Origin of the sequence: Polyangium sorediatum (assembly GCF_029946465.1) — a bacterium.
In the GTDB taxonomy this organism is placed as follows: Bacteria; Myxococcota_A; Polyangia; order Polyangiales; family Polyangiaceae; genus Polyangium; species Polyangium fumosum.
Window position 1 is genome coordinate 1 of sequence record NZ_JARZHI010000126.1, and the last position, 17069, is coordinate 17069.

13 protein-coding genes are annotated in these 17069 nt (G+C 68.7%); 4 read left to right on the forward strand and 9 right to left on the reverse strand.

What is annotated here, in order from left to right:
• A partial coding sequence (locus tag QHF89_RS48425; protein WP_425440860.1) for an RCC1 domain-containing protein occupies positions 1-1998 on the reverse strand: 1998 nt, incomplete at its 3' end.
• A gap of 347 nt (positions 1999-2345) precedes the next feature.
• Between QHF89_RS48425 and QHF89_RS48430 the strand changes: the two genes are divergently transcribed.
• Positions 2346-2828, forward strand: coding sequence for a tellurite resistance TerB family protein (locus QHF89_RS48430; RefSeq protein ID WP_136927859.1), 483 nt, complete (start codon positions 2346-2348; stop codon positions 2826-2828).
• A 44-nt stretch (positions 2829-2872) separates the two neighbouring features.
• Here QHF89_RS48430 and QHF89_RS48435 read toward each other — a convergent pair whose 3' ends face one another.
• From QHF89_RS48435 to QHF89_RS48470, 8 genes are all read right to left on the reverse strand, one after another.
• Positions 2873-3799, reverse strand: coding sequence for a glycoside hydrolase family protein (locus QHF89_RS48435; protein WP_136973227.1), 927 nt, complete (start codon positions 3797-3799; stop codon positions 2873-2875).
• 36 nt (positions 3800-3835) lie between these two features.
• On the reverse strand, positions 3836-4897 hold the full coding sequence (locus tag QHF89_RS48440) for a hypothetical protein (protein ID WP_136973228.1): 1062 nt from the start codon (positions 4895-4897) through the stop codon (positions 3836-3838).
• Positions 4894-6015, reverse strand: coding sequence for a FecR domain-containing protein (locus tag QHF89_RS48445; RefSeq protein WP_136973229.1), 1122 nt, complete (start codon positions 6013-6015; stop codon positions 4894-4896). Before QHF89_RS48445 ends, QHF89_RS48440 begins: the two co-directional genes overlap by 4 nt.
• Positions 6012-6596: an RNA polymerase sigma factor gene (locus QHF89_RS48450; protein ID WP_284721953.1), complete on the reverse strand. Its 585-nt coding sequence runs from the start codon at positions 6594-6596 to the stop codon at positions 6012-6014. The genes QHF89_RS48445 and QHF89_RS48450 overlap by 4 nt, the downstream gene beginning before the upstream one ends.
• A gap of 407 nt (positions 6597-7003) precedes the next feature.
• Complete coding sequence (locus QHF89_RS48455) at positions 7004-8347, reverse strand: DUF2403 domain-containing lipoprotein (RefSeq protein WP_342763993.1); 1344 nt, start codon at positions 8345-8347, stop codon at positions 7004-7006.
• Positions 8348-8361: 14 nt separating this feature from the next.
• Complete coding sequence (locus QHF89_RS48460) at positions 8362-9708, reverse strand: hypothetical protein (protein ID WP_136973231.1); 1347 nt, start codon at positions 9706-9708, stop codon at positions 8362-8364.
• Positions 9709-9741: 33 nt separating this feature from the next.
• Positions 9742-10650, reverse strand: coding sequence for a glycoside hydrolase family protein (locus QHF89_RS48465; protein WP_136973232.1), 909 nt, complete (start codon positions 10648-10650; stop codon positions 9742-9744).
• Between the two features lie 8 nt (positions 10651-10658).
• On the reverse strand, positions 10659-11900 hold the full coding sequence (locus QHF89_RS48470) for a DUF2403 domain-containing lipoprotein (RefSeq protein ID WP_136973233.1): 1242 nt from the start codon (positions 11898-11900) through the stop codon (positions 10659-10661).
• A 180-nt stretch (positions 11901-12080) separates the two neighbouring features.
• Between QHF89_RS48470 and QHF89_RS48475 the strand changes: the two genes are divergently transcribed.
• The 3 genes from QHF89_RS48475 to QHF89_RS48485 all read left to right on the forward strand — a co-directional run bounded on the left by QHF89_RS48475 (position 12081) and on the right by QHF89_RS48485 (position 16344).
• Positions 12081-13634, forward strand: coding sequence for a DUF308 domain-containing protein (locus QHF89_RS48475; RefSeq protein WP_136973234.1), 1554 nt, complete (start codon positions 12081-12083; stop codon positions 13632-13634).
• Between the two features lie 80 nt (positions 13635-13714).
• A complete protein-coding gene (locus tag QHF89_RS48480) occupies positions 13715-14413 on the forward strand; it encodes a hypothetical protein (protein ID WP_136973235.1) in 699 nt (232 codons plus the stop codon).
• 119 nt (positions 14414-14532) lie between these two features.
• A complete protein-coding gene (locus QHF89_RS48485; protein ID WP_136973236.1) occupies positions 14533-16344 on the forward strand; it encodes a hypothetical protein in 1812 nt (603 codons plus the stop codon).
• Positions 16345-17069: the final 725 nt, after the last annotated feature.

Genomic DNA, 17069 nt, shown 5'->3' on the forward strand with positions numbered 1-17069 from the left:
GCTGCCGCCGGCGCCGCCGGTGCCGGTCGCGTTGCCGCCGCTGCCGCCGCTGCCGCCGGTGCCGCCGCTGCCGCCGCCGCCGCCGGTGCCGGTTGCGCTCGAACTCGACGTCGGTCCCTCGATCTGGCACACGCCGGCGAGGCAAACCCCGCCTGCGCAAGGCGTGTTGTCCGGCTTGGGGCTCGGCGCGCACACCCCATTGGCCGCGTTGCACAGCCCGACTTCGCACTCGCCCACCGGCGGGCAGACAACCACGTCGGCTCCGGTGCAGATCCCACCCTGGCACGTGTCCGATTGCGTGCAGGCATCTCCATCGTCGCATCCCGCCCCATTGGCCTTCGCCGGCGTGGAGCAAACGCCCGTCGCGGGGTCGCACGTGCCCGCATCGTGGCATTGGTCAGGCGCGGAGCACGTCACCGGGATCGCGCCGACGCACGTGCCCGACTGGCACGTATCCGTCTGCGTGCAGGCATTGCCATCGTCGCACGAGGAGCCGTTGGGCTTCGACGGATTCCCGGAGCACACGCCCGTCGCGGGGTTGCAGGTGCCCGCATTGTGGCATTGGTCGGACGCGGCGCACATCACCGGGTTCGCGCCGGTGCAGACGCCCGCCTGGCAGGCGTCCATCTGCGTGCAAGCATTGCTGTCGTTGCAGGCCGTCCCGTTCGGCGCCGGCGCGGTGAGGCATGCGCCCGTACCCACGTCGCATGCCGCCCTGGTGCCGCACATCGAGAAGAGGCTGAATCCGCTTATTTGCACAGGCGTGTTGTGATTGGCGGTCGTATTGTCGCCAAGCTGGCCATGGAGGTTGTACCCCCAGGTCCAGACCGTGCCGTCCGATTTCAGCGCCACGGTGTGTGCGAAGCCCCCCGCCACCGCGGTGATGCCACCAATATCTGCCAGCTCTGCGGGCAGATGTATGTCGAGGGTCGAGCTGTCTCCGAGCTGGCCTCTGCTGTTGTCCCCCCAGACGTGGACCTTACCGTTCGGCTTCAGCGCCAAGGTGTGGTCGTGGCCCGCCGCCACCGCGACCACGTCTACCATTCCACTTGCTTGGACCGGAACGTGTCGATCGGTGGCCGTGCCGTCCCCGACCTGGCCACCGAAGTTGCGCCCCCAGGCCCAGACGCTGCCGTTTGACTTCAGCGCCACGGTGTGCATTGCCCCCGCCGCCACCGCGGTGATGCCGCTCAGACCGGTCGTTTTCACGGGCTTGTGTCGATTGGTGGTGGTGTTGTCCCCGAGCTGCCCGCGGGCGTTGTATCCCCAGGCCCAGACGGTGCCGTCCGACTTCAGCGCGATAGAGTGTGTGTAGCCCGCCGTCACCGCGGTGATGCCGCTGAGCCCGCTCACTTGCACGGGCGTGAGTCGAGCGGTGGTGGTGTTGTCGCCGAGCTGGCCATAGTCGTTTCGCCCCCAGGTCCAGACGGTGCCGTCCGACTTCAGCGCGACCGTGTGGTAGTTGCCCGTCGCCACCGCGGCGACACCGACAAGCCCGCTCACCTGTCCAGGCGTGAGTCGATTGGTGGTGCTGTTGTCGCCGAGCTGGCCTTCGTAGTTACGCCCCCAGGCCCAGACCGTGCCGTCCGACTTCAGCGCGACCGTGTGTTCGTCGCCCGCCGCGACCGCGGTGACGCCGCTCAGCCCGTCCACAGGCACAGGCATGAGTTGTTCGGTGGTGCTGTTGTCCCCGAGCTGCCCGCGGTTGTTGTATCCCCAGGCCCAGACCGTGCCGTCCGACTTCAGCGCCACGGTGTGGTAGTAGCCCGCGGCAACGTTCACCGCCGCGCAGCGCGCCGGGTTCCCGTTGCAGTCACCCAGGCTGCCCGCGCCCGCCGTCAACGCCGCCCGCGCCTCGGCTGTCGTCTCCGATGCCGGACCCGCAGCCTGCCCGCCCCCGTCTCCTCCCGCGCTCATCCCCGACGAATCGACGCCACAGGCGGTCGCGAACAAGGCAAGCGGCGCGAGCCACAGCGGCCCATGAGCATAATGTTTCATCGTGGCAGTTCCTTGGCTCCGCAAGCGGAGAGCAATGTACGAGAGAGAGGTCCCCGAAGAGGCGTGCCGAGACATTCGCCTCGGACCACCACGAGAGCAGACGGCGCGGGGAGCGCAGGCGTTTCGTCGTGAGAGCAAAGAGGAGCGCGTCGAGCGCACGCCCGTGTTCCCCTTGGCAGCGGGCGAAGGGCGATGCAATCCTTCGAATCGGACAGTGTCCGGCATGATCCTTCCCCGCTTCCGTATACAAACGCAAAGCCGCGAAGATGCGCTAGAGTTCGACGGCGAAGCGGAGGCGAAGGCGCGTTCCGCGCGAAGACGCGACCATCACGCACCGAGGGATGAGCATGACGACGAACAGAGACCGAGGAATTCTTTGGTTGTTCAAGCAGAAGACCAGCTTCAGTACGATCCCAACGACTGATGATTTCGAAGGCTATTCGAAGGCGATCCTCATCTGTGCCAACGGAGACGGCAAGCTTGCGCCCCTGGAGCGAGACTGGGTGATCGGGTACTTCGCTGCTTTCGGCGCGCCGGACGCGGTGCTGGACGAGCTCAAGTCCTACAAGGCCGACGAAGACATCGAGAAGTTCATCTCCACCACGCCGGCGACGAACGCTTCACGGCGTTTCCTCGTCTACGACGCGATCCAGGCCTGCAGCGCCGATGGACAATACAGTGACGCGGAGAGGGCCATGGTGATCCGGATGGCTGCGAAGCTCGGGGTTTCCGAGGACGTGGTCCGGCAAATCGAAGAGGTCTGCGTCGAAGAAGCCCGGCTGCGGGAGAAGAGGCTGAAGCTGGTGTATCCGGAGGGGGCGCCCCTGTAGGCGGCGGGCAGCCTCGCGAGATACCGGCATACTCGACCGCTCCCTCACGGCTTGCAGCTCGCGGGGGCGTTCACGTACGTCTGGCCGAGCGGAGTGAGCTCGCCGTCCGCGCCCAGCAGATCGATGCTGGGCGTGAAGTCGCTCCGCCCGGTGAACCACGCATAACGTTCGACCCTGGGAGCGGCCTCGAGGATCTCGAGCGCGGCCTTCATGTAGGCTTGTTGCGCGGGCTCGGAGGTGTCGCTCCCGTCGAGGCACGAGAACTCCGTGAGCCAGAGCTTTTGCGTGTACTTGCTCTCGAATTGCTGGAGGTACCAGGTGAGCGCACTGCCGTCACACGCGTACCAGTGCATGGCGATAGCATCGACCTTGCAGCCCTGGCACGCGGCAAAGAACTGGTCGAGCCACTCGAACGGGTCGGCCACGTTGCAAGTGCCCCCGCAGAAATTGACGGCGGGTGACACGATCACGAGGTCGTGCTGCTCCGCGAAGTCCTCGATCTGAGGCCAGAGCGCGGCCGCCTGCGTCGGCGTGAGGTTCGCTTGCGAGCCGAAATTGGGTTCGTTGAAGCCGAGGAGATGACGCGCGTCGGCCGGGACCTCCGCGGAGAGCCCCGCGAGGGAGGCCTCCCCCCACGCCATGGGCACATACTCCACGCCGAGCCCGGCATGGGCGTCGGCGACGTCGGTGTTGTCCGGTTTCGTCGCCCAGTTGTACCACCAGCCGATCCCCTTCGAGAGCGCGGTGAGGTCAGCCACGGAGTGGTAGCCGTACGCGACCCCGCGCTTGCACGCGGCCGGGGCAGCGCCGCCGGCGCCCGACGACGCGGACGCGCCGCTCCCGCTCGAGGCGTCCGCGCCGGAGCCCCCCGTGCCCGTGTGCAGCACCTCGACGCTGCTCGAGCCGCAGGCGGTGAGGGCCGCCGCGAGGCCGATGGACACACGAGCGAGGAGAGGCAGAGGGCTTTGCATCGAGGGGGAAGTGGATCGAGCGCCGGAAACGGCTCGTCAGCGAAGGTCGAAGGAGAGCCCGGCGTCGATCTTGCCCCCGACGCCCTGGATCGCGGTCACCGCGGCGCCGTCGTCGGTCGCCGCGACCGAGTGCAACGCGGCGACCGCGCCGACGCCGAGGGTCCAGGCGATCGGGCCGGTCCGCGCCCACCCGCGGACCGTGCCGCCGGCGAGACCGGTCCAGCGCGCTCCGTCGCTCGCCGTCGCAGAGCCGGAGGCCGATCCGATGAGGTGGACGCGCACCACGTCCGCGTTTGCTTCGAGCCGCACGCCGAGCGGCGCTTCGGGAGGCAGGAACGCGAAGGCCAACCCGAGGCCCGGGCCGAGGGTGTCCGCGCGCGCCGAGCCGTGCAGGGACGCGCGCGGGAGGCCAAAATCGGCCGCGAAACGAAGCTCCACGAGGAGCCGTGACAGACACCAGGCGCCGACCCACGCCGCGCCTCCGAACCCCACGCGGTGGCCGAAAAAGTCGACCGCGGTCCCGGCGAGGCCGATCTCGATGAACGGCGGCCGCGCGCGCGCAGGCGGAGCCGGGGCCAAGATCGCGCGCAGGACGGGCGGAGGCGGCGCGAGGACCGGCGCCGGCGCGTCGGCGATCGTCAGCTCCATCCAGCTCGCGCGGAGCAGCTCGTCGGTCGACGCCGCGACGGCGAGCGCCCGGCCGTTCGCGGGGATTCGTCCGAGATCGATGGTGCGCTCGACGCGCTTGTCCATGATCAGATCGCCGACCCGGATGGTCGCGAGGAAAGCACCACTCGCCTGGTGCTCGACGTGAAGGGTGATCCGAGCGATGGGGCGCGGACCCGTGGACGGGGCCGCGGGCGTCGCGCTCGGGACGACGACGACGTCGATGTCGCGCGCGCCGAGCTCGGCGCGGAGATGCCGCTCCAGGGCCGTCCCGATGATGCGATCCGGAGGCTCGACCTCCAGCACGAGCTCGACCACCGCGCGACCGCTCCCAGCCTGCGGGGGCGGAGGCGCGGCCTCGGCGGGGGCCGCGAGCGCGCCGAGCGCGAGCAGCAAAGCGCCGGTGAGGCGGAGGCGAAGCCCTGTCCTCATGGGCCTCCGCAGAGCCTCGCCACGCGCCCGGCCTGCAGGCTCCGCGGGTGACGCGCGAGGAACGCGTCGCGTGCGCGCAGGCAGGCCTCCCGGTCGTCGAGGTTCGCCAGCGCCTCGACGCGGGCCGCCTCCGCGTCTTCGCGAAACGGATCACTCGGGCGTTCGAGGACGGCCTCGAACGCCGCGGCCGCGCCTTGCGGATCGCGCAGCGATCCGAGGCGGATGCGCCCGAGCTCGTAGGCGGCGAGCCCGGCGCGAGGATCGTCGGGGAAGCGCCGGTAGAACCGCTCGAAGTCGGCGGCCGCGTCCGCGTGGCGCCCGTCGAGCCGCGCCGCGCTCGCGCGGTCGAAGAGCGCCTCGGGCGAGAGAGCGCGCGCCGATCGAGCGGACACCAAAGGCGCCGGCGCGCTCGTTGGCGCGCTCGCCGCCGAGGCCGACGCGCTCGGCGCCGCCGGCTCGCCGCTGCCCCGCGGGGCAAGGGGGGGCCCCACCGTGAGCGGCTCGGGGCCACGGCTCTTCCAATCCTGCCCCGGCTTGAGCGTCGCGAGGACCGTTTGCGTCGCGTCGCGCACCTCGACCGCGCCACGCTCGACGCGCACCTCGACCACCTCTCGCGCCGCTTCCGGGCGCACGTCGACCGCGAAGCGCGTGCCTCGATCCTCCACCTCGACGTCCCCCGCGGCGACGACGAAGCGGCGCTCCTCGCGGTGCACGACGTCGCAGATCACGCTGCCGCGCTCGAGGCGCAGGCGGACCTCGTGGGTGGTCGCAGAGAGCACGTGCAGGCGCGTCGCCGCGGCCAGGCTCAAGATGCTGCCGTCGGGCAGGGACACCTCCTGGACCGCCGCCCCCGTGTCGATCACGAGCCCCGCCATCGCAGGGCTCGACGGCGAGCGGAGCCGCACACCGAGGACGAGCGCCACGACCCCGAGCGCCGCGGCGAGGATCGAGGCGGCCCGCCAGCGCATCGTCCGGCGCGCCTCCGAACGCGGGCTCTCCGATCCTCGGAGCCGCGCGCGCTCGGCGCCCGCGATGGCCGACCACATCCGCGTGATGCGCGCCTCACTCAGCGGCGGGCTCACGAAGTCCGCGGTGCGGCGACGCGACACCGATCTCATCCCCCCTCCTCCTCCCCGCGCGCACGTGAAACCTCGAGCAAGCCCTCCGCGCGGACGAGCGCGCGCTTGACGGTGGCGAGCGACCACCCGGTCTGCGTGGCGACCTCCTCCAGCGAGAGCTCCTCGACCCGCCGCAGGATCAACACGACGCGCTCTTTCACGGGCAGCTTGGCGATGAGGCCGTAGACCGCCGTGAGCTCGGCGACGACGTCCGGGGGCGCCGTCGACGCGATGATCGTCTCGAGGTGCACCGGCTCGCCGCGCAGGAGCCCCAGGCGCGAAAGCAGCCGCCGGCGCCGGATGGTCGCGATCGTGACACGGGTCACGATCGACGAGAGCCACGCCGCGAACGCCTGGGGCCGCTCGAGCTTGTGGAGCGCGCCGAAGGCCTGGGCGAAGCTCTCCTGCACGATGTCCTCGAGCTCCTCGTCGCGCCCGAGCAGCCGGAACGAGAGTCCGCTCACCATCCCCACGTACCGGCGAAACAACGCCTCTTTGGCCCGCTCGTCACCTTCGAGCGCAGCCGTGACGAGCGCCGCGTCGCTCCGCCGCGGGTCCAGTCTCGTGACGGGCTCGGCCATGAAGGGTCCACGAGCAAAGTGGGTCGATCGCACGAAACGGCTCACCCGACACGCGATTTTTTTTCCGCGCGCTTCGGCGACCGGGAGCTGGGGCTTTGCCCCAGGCCCCAGCAGGGGCTGTCCGCCCCTGCACCCGGACCAGCCAGGGGCTGGACCCAAGCTCGATGAACTGCGCATCGCGCAGTTCATCGAACAGGCCCGGTCAAGACTGACGACGACCCTGCCAACCAAGACAGCCGCGCTGCCGGTTCGGCTGGCGACCTGGGTGCTTCGTCGGCCTGTTTGAAAAACTGCGCGGAGCGCAGTTTTTCAACCCTGGGTCCAGCGCCTCGCTGGTCCGGGGTCGAGGGGGCGGACAGCCCCCCGCGGGGACGGGGGCAGAGCCCCGGCGCGGCGGCGGCTTCGGGCTACTGGGGCAGGCGGAGGCTCACGAACCCGTCGATCACGGCGCGCGGGACCGTGTTGGGGAGCGCGGGGACGATGGCGTGCGCGGCTTCGGGGATCTTGCCCGGATGAATCACGGCCACTTGCACCGTGCGCGAGAGCTCGTCGAGCAGGAACAGGTAGTAACGATCATCCAGGGCGCGCCGCCACCCCGGGCCTTCCTTCGTCGCGGGGTGATCCGCGTCGATGACCGCGCCTGTTTGCATCGCGGTCAGGCTGTTCACGTCCAGGAGATCGGCGTCCGCAGGGAACTGTTCGATCCCGCAGGACTGAATGCCGCACGTCACGCCGCCGAGGGAGCCCACCTGGTACGAGCGGATGCCCGTGCTGATGACGTCGCGGTTGCCCCATTGAGGCCCGGACGCCTCGGCGATGACCTCGAACACGTTGATCTGGCCACAACCGTCTCCGAGCTGGCCGTTGTTCGTGTTGTTGAAGCAATGGCACGGGTGGTACCCAGACCAGCCGTCACGATTGAGCTCGGAGGGAGAAATCCCGATCCACGGCGAATCCTGCTCTCGCTCGTCTTGGTCCGCCGCGATGCAGCTCAGCGGCTTCACCGAAGGATCGTCCGCATAAGGCATCGACGCGAGGAGCACGACCAGCTTCGAGCCGGGCCACCCGTCGTAGTCGAGGCCCGACCCCGGGCAGTACGGGTCGCTGCCGGGCCCGCACGGGAACTTGTTCTGCTGCATCGCGAAGAAGGTGCAGCTATTGCCCAGGTCACCGCCGAAGACCGAGGCGTTGTTCGGTCCGGAGAACTGGAAATTGTACGGCGTCTCCGGCGTCCGCCGGTCCCAGAACGAACGGATCGCCCACGGGCCTTTGCGATCGGCGAGCGGCTGATACACGGCGAACTGCTTCACGCGCAGCGGCCCGTCGAGCACCATCGTGAGCTGCTCGTTGAACGGGGTCAGGAGGTTCGACGTGACCTCGTGTTTGGTCCGGCAGCAGAACTCGCTGCCCCACCCGAAGTCGATGGTCTCCGATTGCACGTCGCAGCGAGCGTCCCCGGGCTCGGCTTCGATGCGACGCCCCCAATACCCCTCCGCTCCGATGTTGGTGAACGTCAACGTCCCGCCGCGCGTGACGACGCCCGTGTTCGTCGGGACCGGCGGCTCGTGCGGCGGCGCGTGCGTGTTGCCGAGATCGAGCCAGGTCCCCGTGTCCGGATCGCCGAGCGGCGGGCCGTCTCCCGCCTGGCCGGAGCCGCCGCCGCCCTCGCTCGAGCTGCACGCCCCGGCCGTGATCACGCCCGAGACGACGAGCAGACCCAGCCCGAGGAGGCGACGCGAAGACAACCTCATGGCGAAGCCCATGCTCAAAGATCCTCGAGGATCGCAAAGACGTGATCCCCGCGGTCCTGGAAGACGGGGCCATTGATGATCCAGCGTCCGTTCTTGTCGTTGAGCGAATGGACCTCGGGCCCCGATCCGGTGGGGATCCACTCGCCGTTCTCCTGCTGCTCGTACGAGAGCGTGCCGAGCAGCTCGGTCGTCCCGTCCTTGCCGAGGTACCTGTAGAGCGTGATCTTGTAGAGCTGATCCTTCGTCGGGATGTCGCCCATCTGCGTCCGCGCGGCGCGCAGCTCGGGCCACGTGAAGCCCTCGGCGTGGGCGAAGTTGTAGCCGGCCTTGTCACACCCGCCCGAATAAGGCTTGTGGTAGTTGCCGGGTGAGTTGAGGCCGGGGGCGCCGTCGTCCTCCCAGATGGCGACCTCCTCCATGGGCCGGCCCTTGTGACCCCAGTACTTGTGTCCGGGAGCGCCGGGCGCGGCATAGCCGGGCAGGAAGGTCTCGGACGCGTAATACGACTCGTTGCCGGGGAACTGGGTCCGTGTCGTCGGGATGGGCGCGTTGGCTTTGTTGATGGTCACGCAGCCGTGGTAATCGTCCCAGCCTTCGTCGTGGCTGGCGAGCTTGGCCTTTTCCGGCTTCGGCACGTAGACGTGGCCCGTGGGATCGACGTAGAGCCCGAAGTTGAGCTGCCAGTTCGCGCCGTGGCGAGGCCACTCGAACCCCTGCGAGTCGGGCGCCGCCGGGTTGAGGAAGAACATCTCGTAGCCGTCGCCGTCGGGGTGCACGACCCACGTCGGCCGGAAGCCCGTGAAGTTGATCGGGTCGCCGGGGAGCGGATCCTGGTTGTAGACGGAGTATCCGTACTCGTAGCCGCCGTTCACGTGATAAATGAAGGGACGCATCCCTCCATTTTTCTCGATGAGCTCGCCGGGATCGTCGTTGGATCCAATCGACCAGCCCTTGTTCCTTTCGCCGGGCGTCCAGGCGACGTCGTCCATGATTCCCTTGATGTACGGGAGCTCGAAGTTGCTCTCCACGATGTAGTGGGTCTCGGTCTCCACCATCGGGAACGCCTTCTCGCATTGGACCGCCTGAAGCGTGTAGGTCCACGGCATCGAGGCGACGATCTCGTACGGAGTCCCCTGGAAGGTCGTGTCCCCGATGTGCTTGACCCGGTACGTCTTGGAGAAGGGCGTGGAGTTGTCGACACCTTCCGCGAGGCAGGCGTCCTCGGGGCGGTTGTCAGGGCCGTTGTCGACCCAGGGCTTTCCGGTGTCGCCGTCCGCGCCCTCGCCCCCGCTGCAGCCGGCGAGGACGCCGGACAGGAGGCCCATGCCGATGCCAATTCCGAACGTGATTGCGCTTTTCATCGAGAGCACCTCCATTCCAATCAAGCGGACCCGTCACTCGCAGGACGTTTGGGGCGCGGCCACGTACGCTTGGCCGAGCTCCGTCAACACACCGTCGTCCCCCAGCAGGCTCGCGTTCGCCACGTTGTCGGGTCGACCCGAGAACCACGCGTACCGCGCGATGCGCGGCTCGTTCTCCAGATAATCGAGCGCGTCGACCAGGAAGGCTTTTTGCTCGGCGAGCGAGCCTGCGTTGTCGCACGCGAACTCGGTCAGCCAGAGCGGCTTGTCGAACCGCGTCTTGTACGTTTCGATGTGGTTGATGAGCCACCGGGCCTTGTTCGCCCCGTCGCCCTGGCAGGCCGTGTAGATGTGGATGCCGATGGAATCGACGCGGCACCCCTCGCAGGCGGCGAAGAAGTCGTCGAGGTACTTGAAGGGGTCGGTCTCCTGGCACGATCCACCGCAGAAGTTCACGGCGGGTGAGACCAGCGCGAGGCCACGCGCGTCGGCGACCGCCTCCACGTGCGGCCAGAGCGCTGCGGCTTCGGCCGCAGACATATTGGCCTGCTCGCCGAAATTCGGCTCGTTGAAGCCGAGCAAGAAGTTCACGCCGTCGGGGATCTCGGCCGCGATCTCCGCGGCGCGCTTGCTATCGAGGCCGCCGCCGCCCCACACCATCGGAACGTATTCGACGCCGAGCGTCTTGTACACGTCGGGCTTCACGCCCTCGTCCGGTACGTACGCCCAGTTGTACCACCACGACACCGCCGGCGAGAGCGCCGCCATGTCCGCCTTCGAATGGTAACCGTAAGCGACGCCGCGCTTGCAGCCGGTGGAATGGGTGATCGGCGGCCCGCCGCCGCCGGGGCCTGGAACCGGCTCGCTCGAGCCGCAAGAGACCGAGACGAGCGCCGCCATCGTCGCGGCCGAAAGCCATGGAAGTCGTTTGTCGTGAAGCATGGGTTCGATCACTCGGGCAGGCGCATCGAGAGGAGCGCGTCGATGGTCGTTCGGGAGAGGCCGCCGGGCAGCGACGGGAGCATCGCCGCGGCCGCGGCAGGCACGTTGTCGGGGTGCATCACCGCGACCTGGATTTGTCGCTGCTTCTCGTCGAGCAGGATCATGAAATAACGATCGCCGACGGGCCGGCGCCACACAGGGCAGCCGTCCGAATCGCCGCCGACCGCGATCTCGGGTCCCGTCGTGTAAGCCTTTTTCGTGCAGGCGTCCACGACCTCGACGTCGTCGGCGAAGGCGTCGCGATCGCAGCCCTCCCCGCAGACATTGCCGCCGACGTGGCCGGCCTGGAACGAACGGACGCCGGTGCTCATGAACTCGCGGTTCGAGTATGGGTTGTTGTCCATCACCACCTCGAACACGTTGATCTCGCCGCAGCCATCACCGACCGTGCCCGTCTTCGAGTAGCAATTGCAGAGCCCGTTCCACTTGCGGCCGCCGTCGCGAATCAGCTCGGACGCGACGAACGCGACCCACGGGCCCGGGTGGCCTTGCCCGCCGCCGTCGCACTTCTCGACGCCCGCGTCGTCGAACGTCATCGACGCGCGGAAGACGATGAGCTTCGAGCCCTTCCAGCCGAGGTGGTTGATGCCCGGATCGTTCGGGCAATAATAATCCTTCCCGTCTCCACACGAGAACGGCGTCTCTTGCATGAAGTAGTTGACGCAATCCTTCTTCGTGAAGTCGCCCGTGAAGTCGGCGCTCGTCGTCTGCCCCTCGGTGACGACGAGGTTCTTGCCGTGGCCGCTCTGCGCGTCCCACGAGGAGACCAAAGGCCACGACGACGGGTCTTCGCCCGGCTGGTAGACCGCGAGCTGCTTGAGGCGGAGGGCCTTCATGATCAAGGTCATCTCCTCGTCGAAGGGCGCGAGCGTGTCGCTCGTCGTGTGCTGCTCTTTCATGCAGCAGTGCCCTCCCCAGGTGTCGTTCCCATCCTTGTAGGTGCACGCTGGATCGCCGGCCTCGCGGTCGATTCGACGGGGCCACCACCCGGGCGCGCCGACGTTGGTGAACGTCATGGTCCCGCCCCGCGTCGGCGGGCTCGGCTCCGGGTTCTGCGGGCCGCTGCCCGTCGATCCGCCGCTCCCCCCGGCCCCGTCGGAGGAGGAAGTGTTTCCTGGGCCGCCGCCACCTCCGCAGCCGCAGGCGAGCATCACGAGAACCACACGAACGAAGAGCGAAGCGAGCCTCATCGAGCAGCAAGTGGATCGACGCGCGAAAACGGCTCACGGGGAGGCGAGATTGTTCCCACCTTCGCCCACCTGTCGCGCGCACGTGCGTGCCGGAGCCGGGGCACGCGTCGCAGATCGAGATGCGCTCGTTTGCTTGCTCCCAGGGCTCGCCGGCCCTAGGCGCTCGCGTGGGGGAGGGCGATGGATCGTACAGCCAGAGACATCTTCGTCATCAGCGATCTTCATCTCGGTGATGGCGGCGCGCGCGACAACTTCGAGGCAGGCAAGAAGACGGGAGAGCTGCGCGCGTTCCTCGATTACGTCGGCGCCGAGGGAGGCGAGCTCTTCATCCTCGGCGATCTTTTCGAACTCTGGCAGATGAACACGAGCCTCCTTTTCGTGAAGCGACGGGAGCTGCTCGACCACCTGGCCGCCGTGGAGACCATCTACGTGCCAGGCAATCACGACGTCGACCTCGTCCACTTCGCCGGTACGGACCTCCTCGCGCATCCCTTGTTCGCCCACATGCGCACGCCGTTCGAGCGGGTGATCGGGGGCAGGCGATTCCGCTTCTGCCACGGGCACGAGACCGATCCCTTCAATGCAGGGGACCAGCCCGGTTTCGGCCGCATGCTCGCCATCTTCGGCGGCGTCTTCGAGGACGAGAATGGCTCTCCGCTGCTGAAGAGCGGCGAGGCCGCGGAGGACGTGCTCGAGCAGTTCGGCGATTCGATGTTGACGATCTGGAGGTGCGCCCTCGGAGCGATGAAGAAACACGCGACGCGTGAGGATCTGCGCCCCGACGCGGCCCTGACGCCGGCGCAGAACCCGGACCGGCTCGGCGAGCACGTGGCCGGCGTCCGCGCCGAGCGGCAGAAGGACGGGTACGACGTGGTGGTGCTCGGGCACACCCACAAGGTGGGTCGGATCGGAGATTGGTATTTCAACAGCGGATCGTGGACGGGCCCGCTCAACCACTTCCTGCGTATCTCGCCGGACGGCGACGTTCGTCACCTTGCGTGGAAGAGCGGCCGCGCCATCGAGCACGAGATGCCCGTCGTGGCGCCCGACGAGCCGAGCCGCGCCGAGCCCGCCGCGGCGAAGAACCCGTTTCAAGCGGCCAAGTCCGCCGTCAAGACGCTCTTTCCCAGGCCGAAGAAGCCGGAGCGGGCGCGGTGGATCCTCCTCGCGCAGGGCGCGCTGGCGTTCGCCTTGGGTATCGGCACCTTGAGCGTCTCCATCGGTCATGGGGCGACCGCGGGGTGGCGCGTGCTCGTGACGACCTTTGGCCTCTATGCCCTCATCGACGGCGTCATCTCGCTTTTGGCCGCGCGGCCCGAGGTACCCCTCAAGCGCCTCTTCTCCCGCCTGCGCGGCGCGGCCGGCATTCTGCTCGGGCTCGTGGTGCTCCGCCGCGGTTATGCCGCTGAGATCTTCGTCGTCTTGATCGGCATCTGGGCGTTCATTTCGGGGGCGCTGCGCGCCGCGGCGTCGGTCGTGTTCAAGGGAATGGTCGACTCGCGTTGGCTCTCCATCGTTGGCGTCGGGTTGATGATCGCCGGCCTCATCCTGCTCTTGTGGCCGCCCTCGGCACCGCTGGTCAAATTCGTGCTTGCCGGATACCTCTGTTATTACGGTCTCGGGGAGATGCTGGCCGGCGTCTTCGGGCAAAGATTGCCGAAGAAGGCCGCGCTCATCCGGGCGTTCGTCCCGCCGCGACCCGGCGGCCCCGCCTCGGCGGCGCCTCTCCGATAGGGACGAGCGCCGGAGAAAGCGGGAGAGGCTTTATGAAGAGGATTCCACATCTCGTCGCCTCCTTGTGCAGACCTGCTCTGATGCTCCTTTTTACGTGGCAAGCAGGGTGTGGCGTCGCGCAGCGCGCGGGCCGGGGCGCAGCCGAGGGGGCGATGGGCAAGCTGGCCGGCAAGATCGGCGATCCCGAGCGCATCAAGGAGCTGGCGGAGGGCGTGAAACGGCGCGCCATTGGCAGCGTGACGGAGGAGCTCGGCCAGCCGCAGCGGCTCGGCGACATCGAGCGGATCGCGGCGGCGCTCGGGGCAGGCGCCGTCTTCGGCGCGTCGAGCGCGGCGTCGGGGATACCGCACGACGTCGAGCGTGTGCGCGAGGGCGGCTTTCGCGAGGGACAACACGCGACGCCGGTCGAGTTGATCGCGGGCCAGGCGGCGCGCGCATTTTCGCAGGGGATCTCGGCCGATCTGGGCCGCACGGGCCAGGGGCCGCTCGCGACGAGCCTCTCCGCGACGAGCGAGCAGATGGCCGCATCGATGGCGCGCGGCGTGCGGGGCGAGCTCGGCGCGTTTTTCCCCGCGTGTGAAGGCGAGGACGCGGCGAAGTGCCTGGATCTTTCCGTCGAGCGCGTCAGCCGCGCCAGCGCCGCCGGCGTCGCCGCGGGGATTCGTGAGTCGCTCGGCGTGTGGCCGCTCGTCCTCGCGTACGGCGTCGGCGTGTTCTCCACGCTCGTGCTTGCGTGGGCGTGGGCGACCTACCGCGCGGGACAACTCGTCCGCAGATAGCCATGCGCCTCGAAGGCAGATATCGCCCTCCGGACGGTACACGGCCGTTGCCAAAGCGCACGTGATACTCGCATCATACGCTCGTGCAAGGCCAAAGCCCCGTCGCTCACCGGTGCTTCGTGTTCCTCTCCCTGCTCGCGCTCGGCGCTTGCGACGCGGACCAGGCGCTCGCCGAGCCCACCTCCGCTTCCCCTGCATCCCCTGCAAATGTCGCCGCGCAAGAGGTGCAGCGGGGCGTCTCGCTCGTCCTGACGGTCGACGATACCGACCTCGCCGTCGGCGATGAGCTCCGCTTTCACCTCGCGTTCCGCAACGCCTCGGGGGACGCGGCTGTCGTCGTCCCGCCGCTCGACGGCTCCTGGGACGGCATGCGGCAGCCCGCCTATGAGCTCGTCTTCGAGGATGCCAAAGGCCAGCCGCTGCCGCACGCGCTGGGCTTCACCCCCAACGCGCGGTGTGGCCTCACGAGCCCGATCGAGCCGAAGGATCGACGTGTCCTCGGCGCGCGGAGCAAGCTCGCGATCGAGGACGCGCACGCCTGGGCGCCTTCGTTCCGCGTCCTCGATCACGCCCGGCCCGGCGTGGTGTCGCTCCGCGTGCGCTACCGGGCGGACGGCCTGCCCGGGGCCACGCCGCTCGCGCTCGTCTCGAACCCTGTCGAGCTCACCCTTCGCGGCGGCAAGGAGGCGCTCTGGGCCTGCCGCAACGCGCAGGCCGAGCGGGCCAAGCAGCACGTATATGCGGAGAACTCGCCCTCTCGGCTCGTCGCACGCGAGGACGGCTATCTCCTCGTGTATCGACGGACCGAGACACACGTGCGGCCTGGAAAGACGAGCTCCATCGGGGCCGTGTTCGTCCAGCCGCTCGGGCCTCGGGGCGAGCCGGTCGGGGCGCCCGTCGAGCTCGCGCGGAGTGATAAAGATTGGCTGGGGCTCGTCGAGACGCTGGACGTTCCGGGCGGGCTGCTCGTGGCCTTCACGACGGCCCGTGGCGAGGAGGACCGCGACGTTCGTCTGGTGTACGTGGACACGAGCCAGGGAGCGCCGAGGCCGGGGCCGATCAAGACGATCTCGACGGAGCCCGGGCGGCCTGTTTTTCTCGCGCTGGCGCGCGCCGGAGCCCGCGCGGGTATCGTTTGGCAAGGCCGTGTGGGCGGGGATGAGGTCTTGAGGTTCAGGCCGCTCGGGTTGAATGGCGAGCCCACGGGGAGCGCGGTATCGATTTCATCGAGCGCCGGTCTCGCGGGCGGAAAGGTGTTGTTCGAGCCCGTCGGCAGCGATTATTTGCTGGCCTGGCACCAAGGGGGGCCCGAGCTTCGGCTCCAGCGCGTTGCTGCCGATGGTGCGCTCATGGGGAGCGCCGGCACGGTCAAGCCCGCGGACATGGGGACACTCGTCGCGCTCGGCACGCGTGGCGATCGGGTGGGCATCGTGGTTGGCGATAACGGCGTGAATCATGCCATCGCGGGGGATACCATGGGTCTGCACGCGATCGAGCTTTCGGCCGCCGACTTCCGCTTGCTCTCCGACGCGCCGGCGAGTCCTTGGGACCAGCAGACGGCGCGCTTCGGCGCCGCGGCGTGGGTGGACAGCCGGCTCACGCGTGTGTGGAGCGAGGATCGAAGATTGCTCTTTGCGTCGGAACCTGGAGCGCAGGCGCCGCAGGTCCTCCTGAGCCAAGCGGCCGGCGGGACACACGGGCTCTGGGCGACCGCGGACAAGAGCCGGCTGCTCGCCACCTGGACCGATACCCGCGATGACGATCCGCGCCAATGCGCTCCCTCGGGCAACTGCGTGAGCGAGGTGTACGTGGCCGTCCTCGATCCGACCGGCAAGGTGCTCGTCCCGCCGGCGCGCGCCACGAGGACCGCGGTTCCGAGGCCGGTCGCGCTTCACCAGGCCAACTGGGCCGAGCTCTGCGCGAAAAGATAGCGGGCGCGCGGGCGCTGAGGGGCGATTCGTGAAGCCGTTTCGCTGGGGCTTTGCCCCAGGCCCCAGCAGGGGCTCTCCGCCCCTGCACCCGGACCAGCCAGGGGCTGGACCCGAGGTCGATGAACTGCGCGATGCGCAGTTCATCGAACAGGCCCGGTCAAGACCGGCAGCGGGGTTGCCAACCGAGACAGGCGCGCGGCCTTCCAGCGGGCCGGTGGCAAGACCATGGGGAGGTTCGCTGGCGTCGGTTCGATGAGCTGCGCGATGCGCAGTTCATCGATGAGGCCGTGTCTTCAAAGCTTGGGGGCCGAGCCAAAAAGCGACGGGGACGTGTGTGCGAGAGACGGGGGCATGTGTCCGAAGAGACGACGTCGAGCCTCCGGAGACACGAGGCCGTGCCTTGGAGGGACGGGGACGTGTCTCTGGGGCGTGCGGTCGAGCCTCCGGGGGTACGAGGCCGTGCCTTGGAGGAACGGGGACGTGTCTCTGGGGCGTGCGGTTGAGCCTCCGGGGGTACGAGGCCGTGCCTTGGAGGGACGGGGACGTGTCTCTGGGGCGTGCGGTCGAGCCTCCGGAGGTACGAGGTCGTGCCTTGGAGGTGATCCTCCCCCGGATCCGTGGACAAACCCAAAGGCGCGGAGATGCGCTAGGAGAGTTCCATGGCGAGGCGGAAGCGGAGGTCGTTCAGCGCGGAGTTCAAGGCAGAGGCGGTTCGTCTCTGCCAG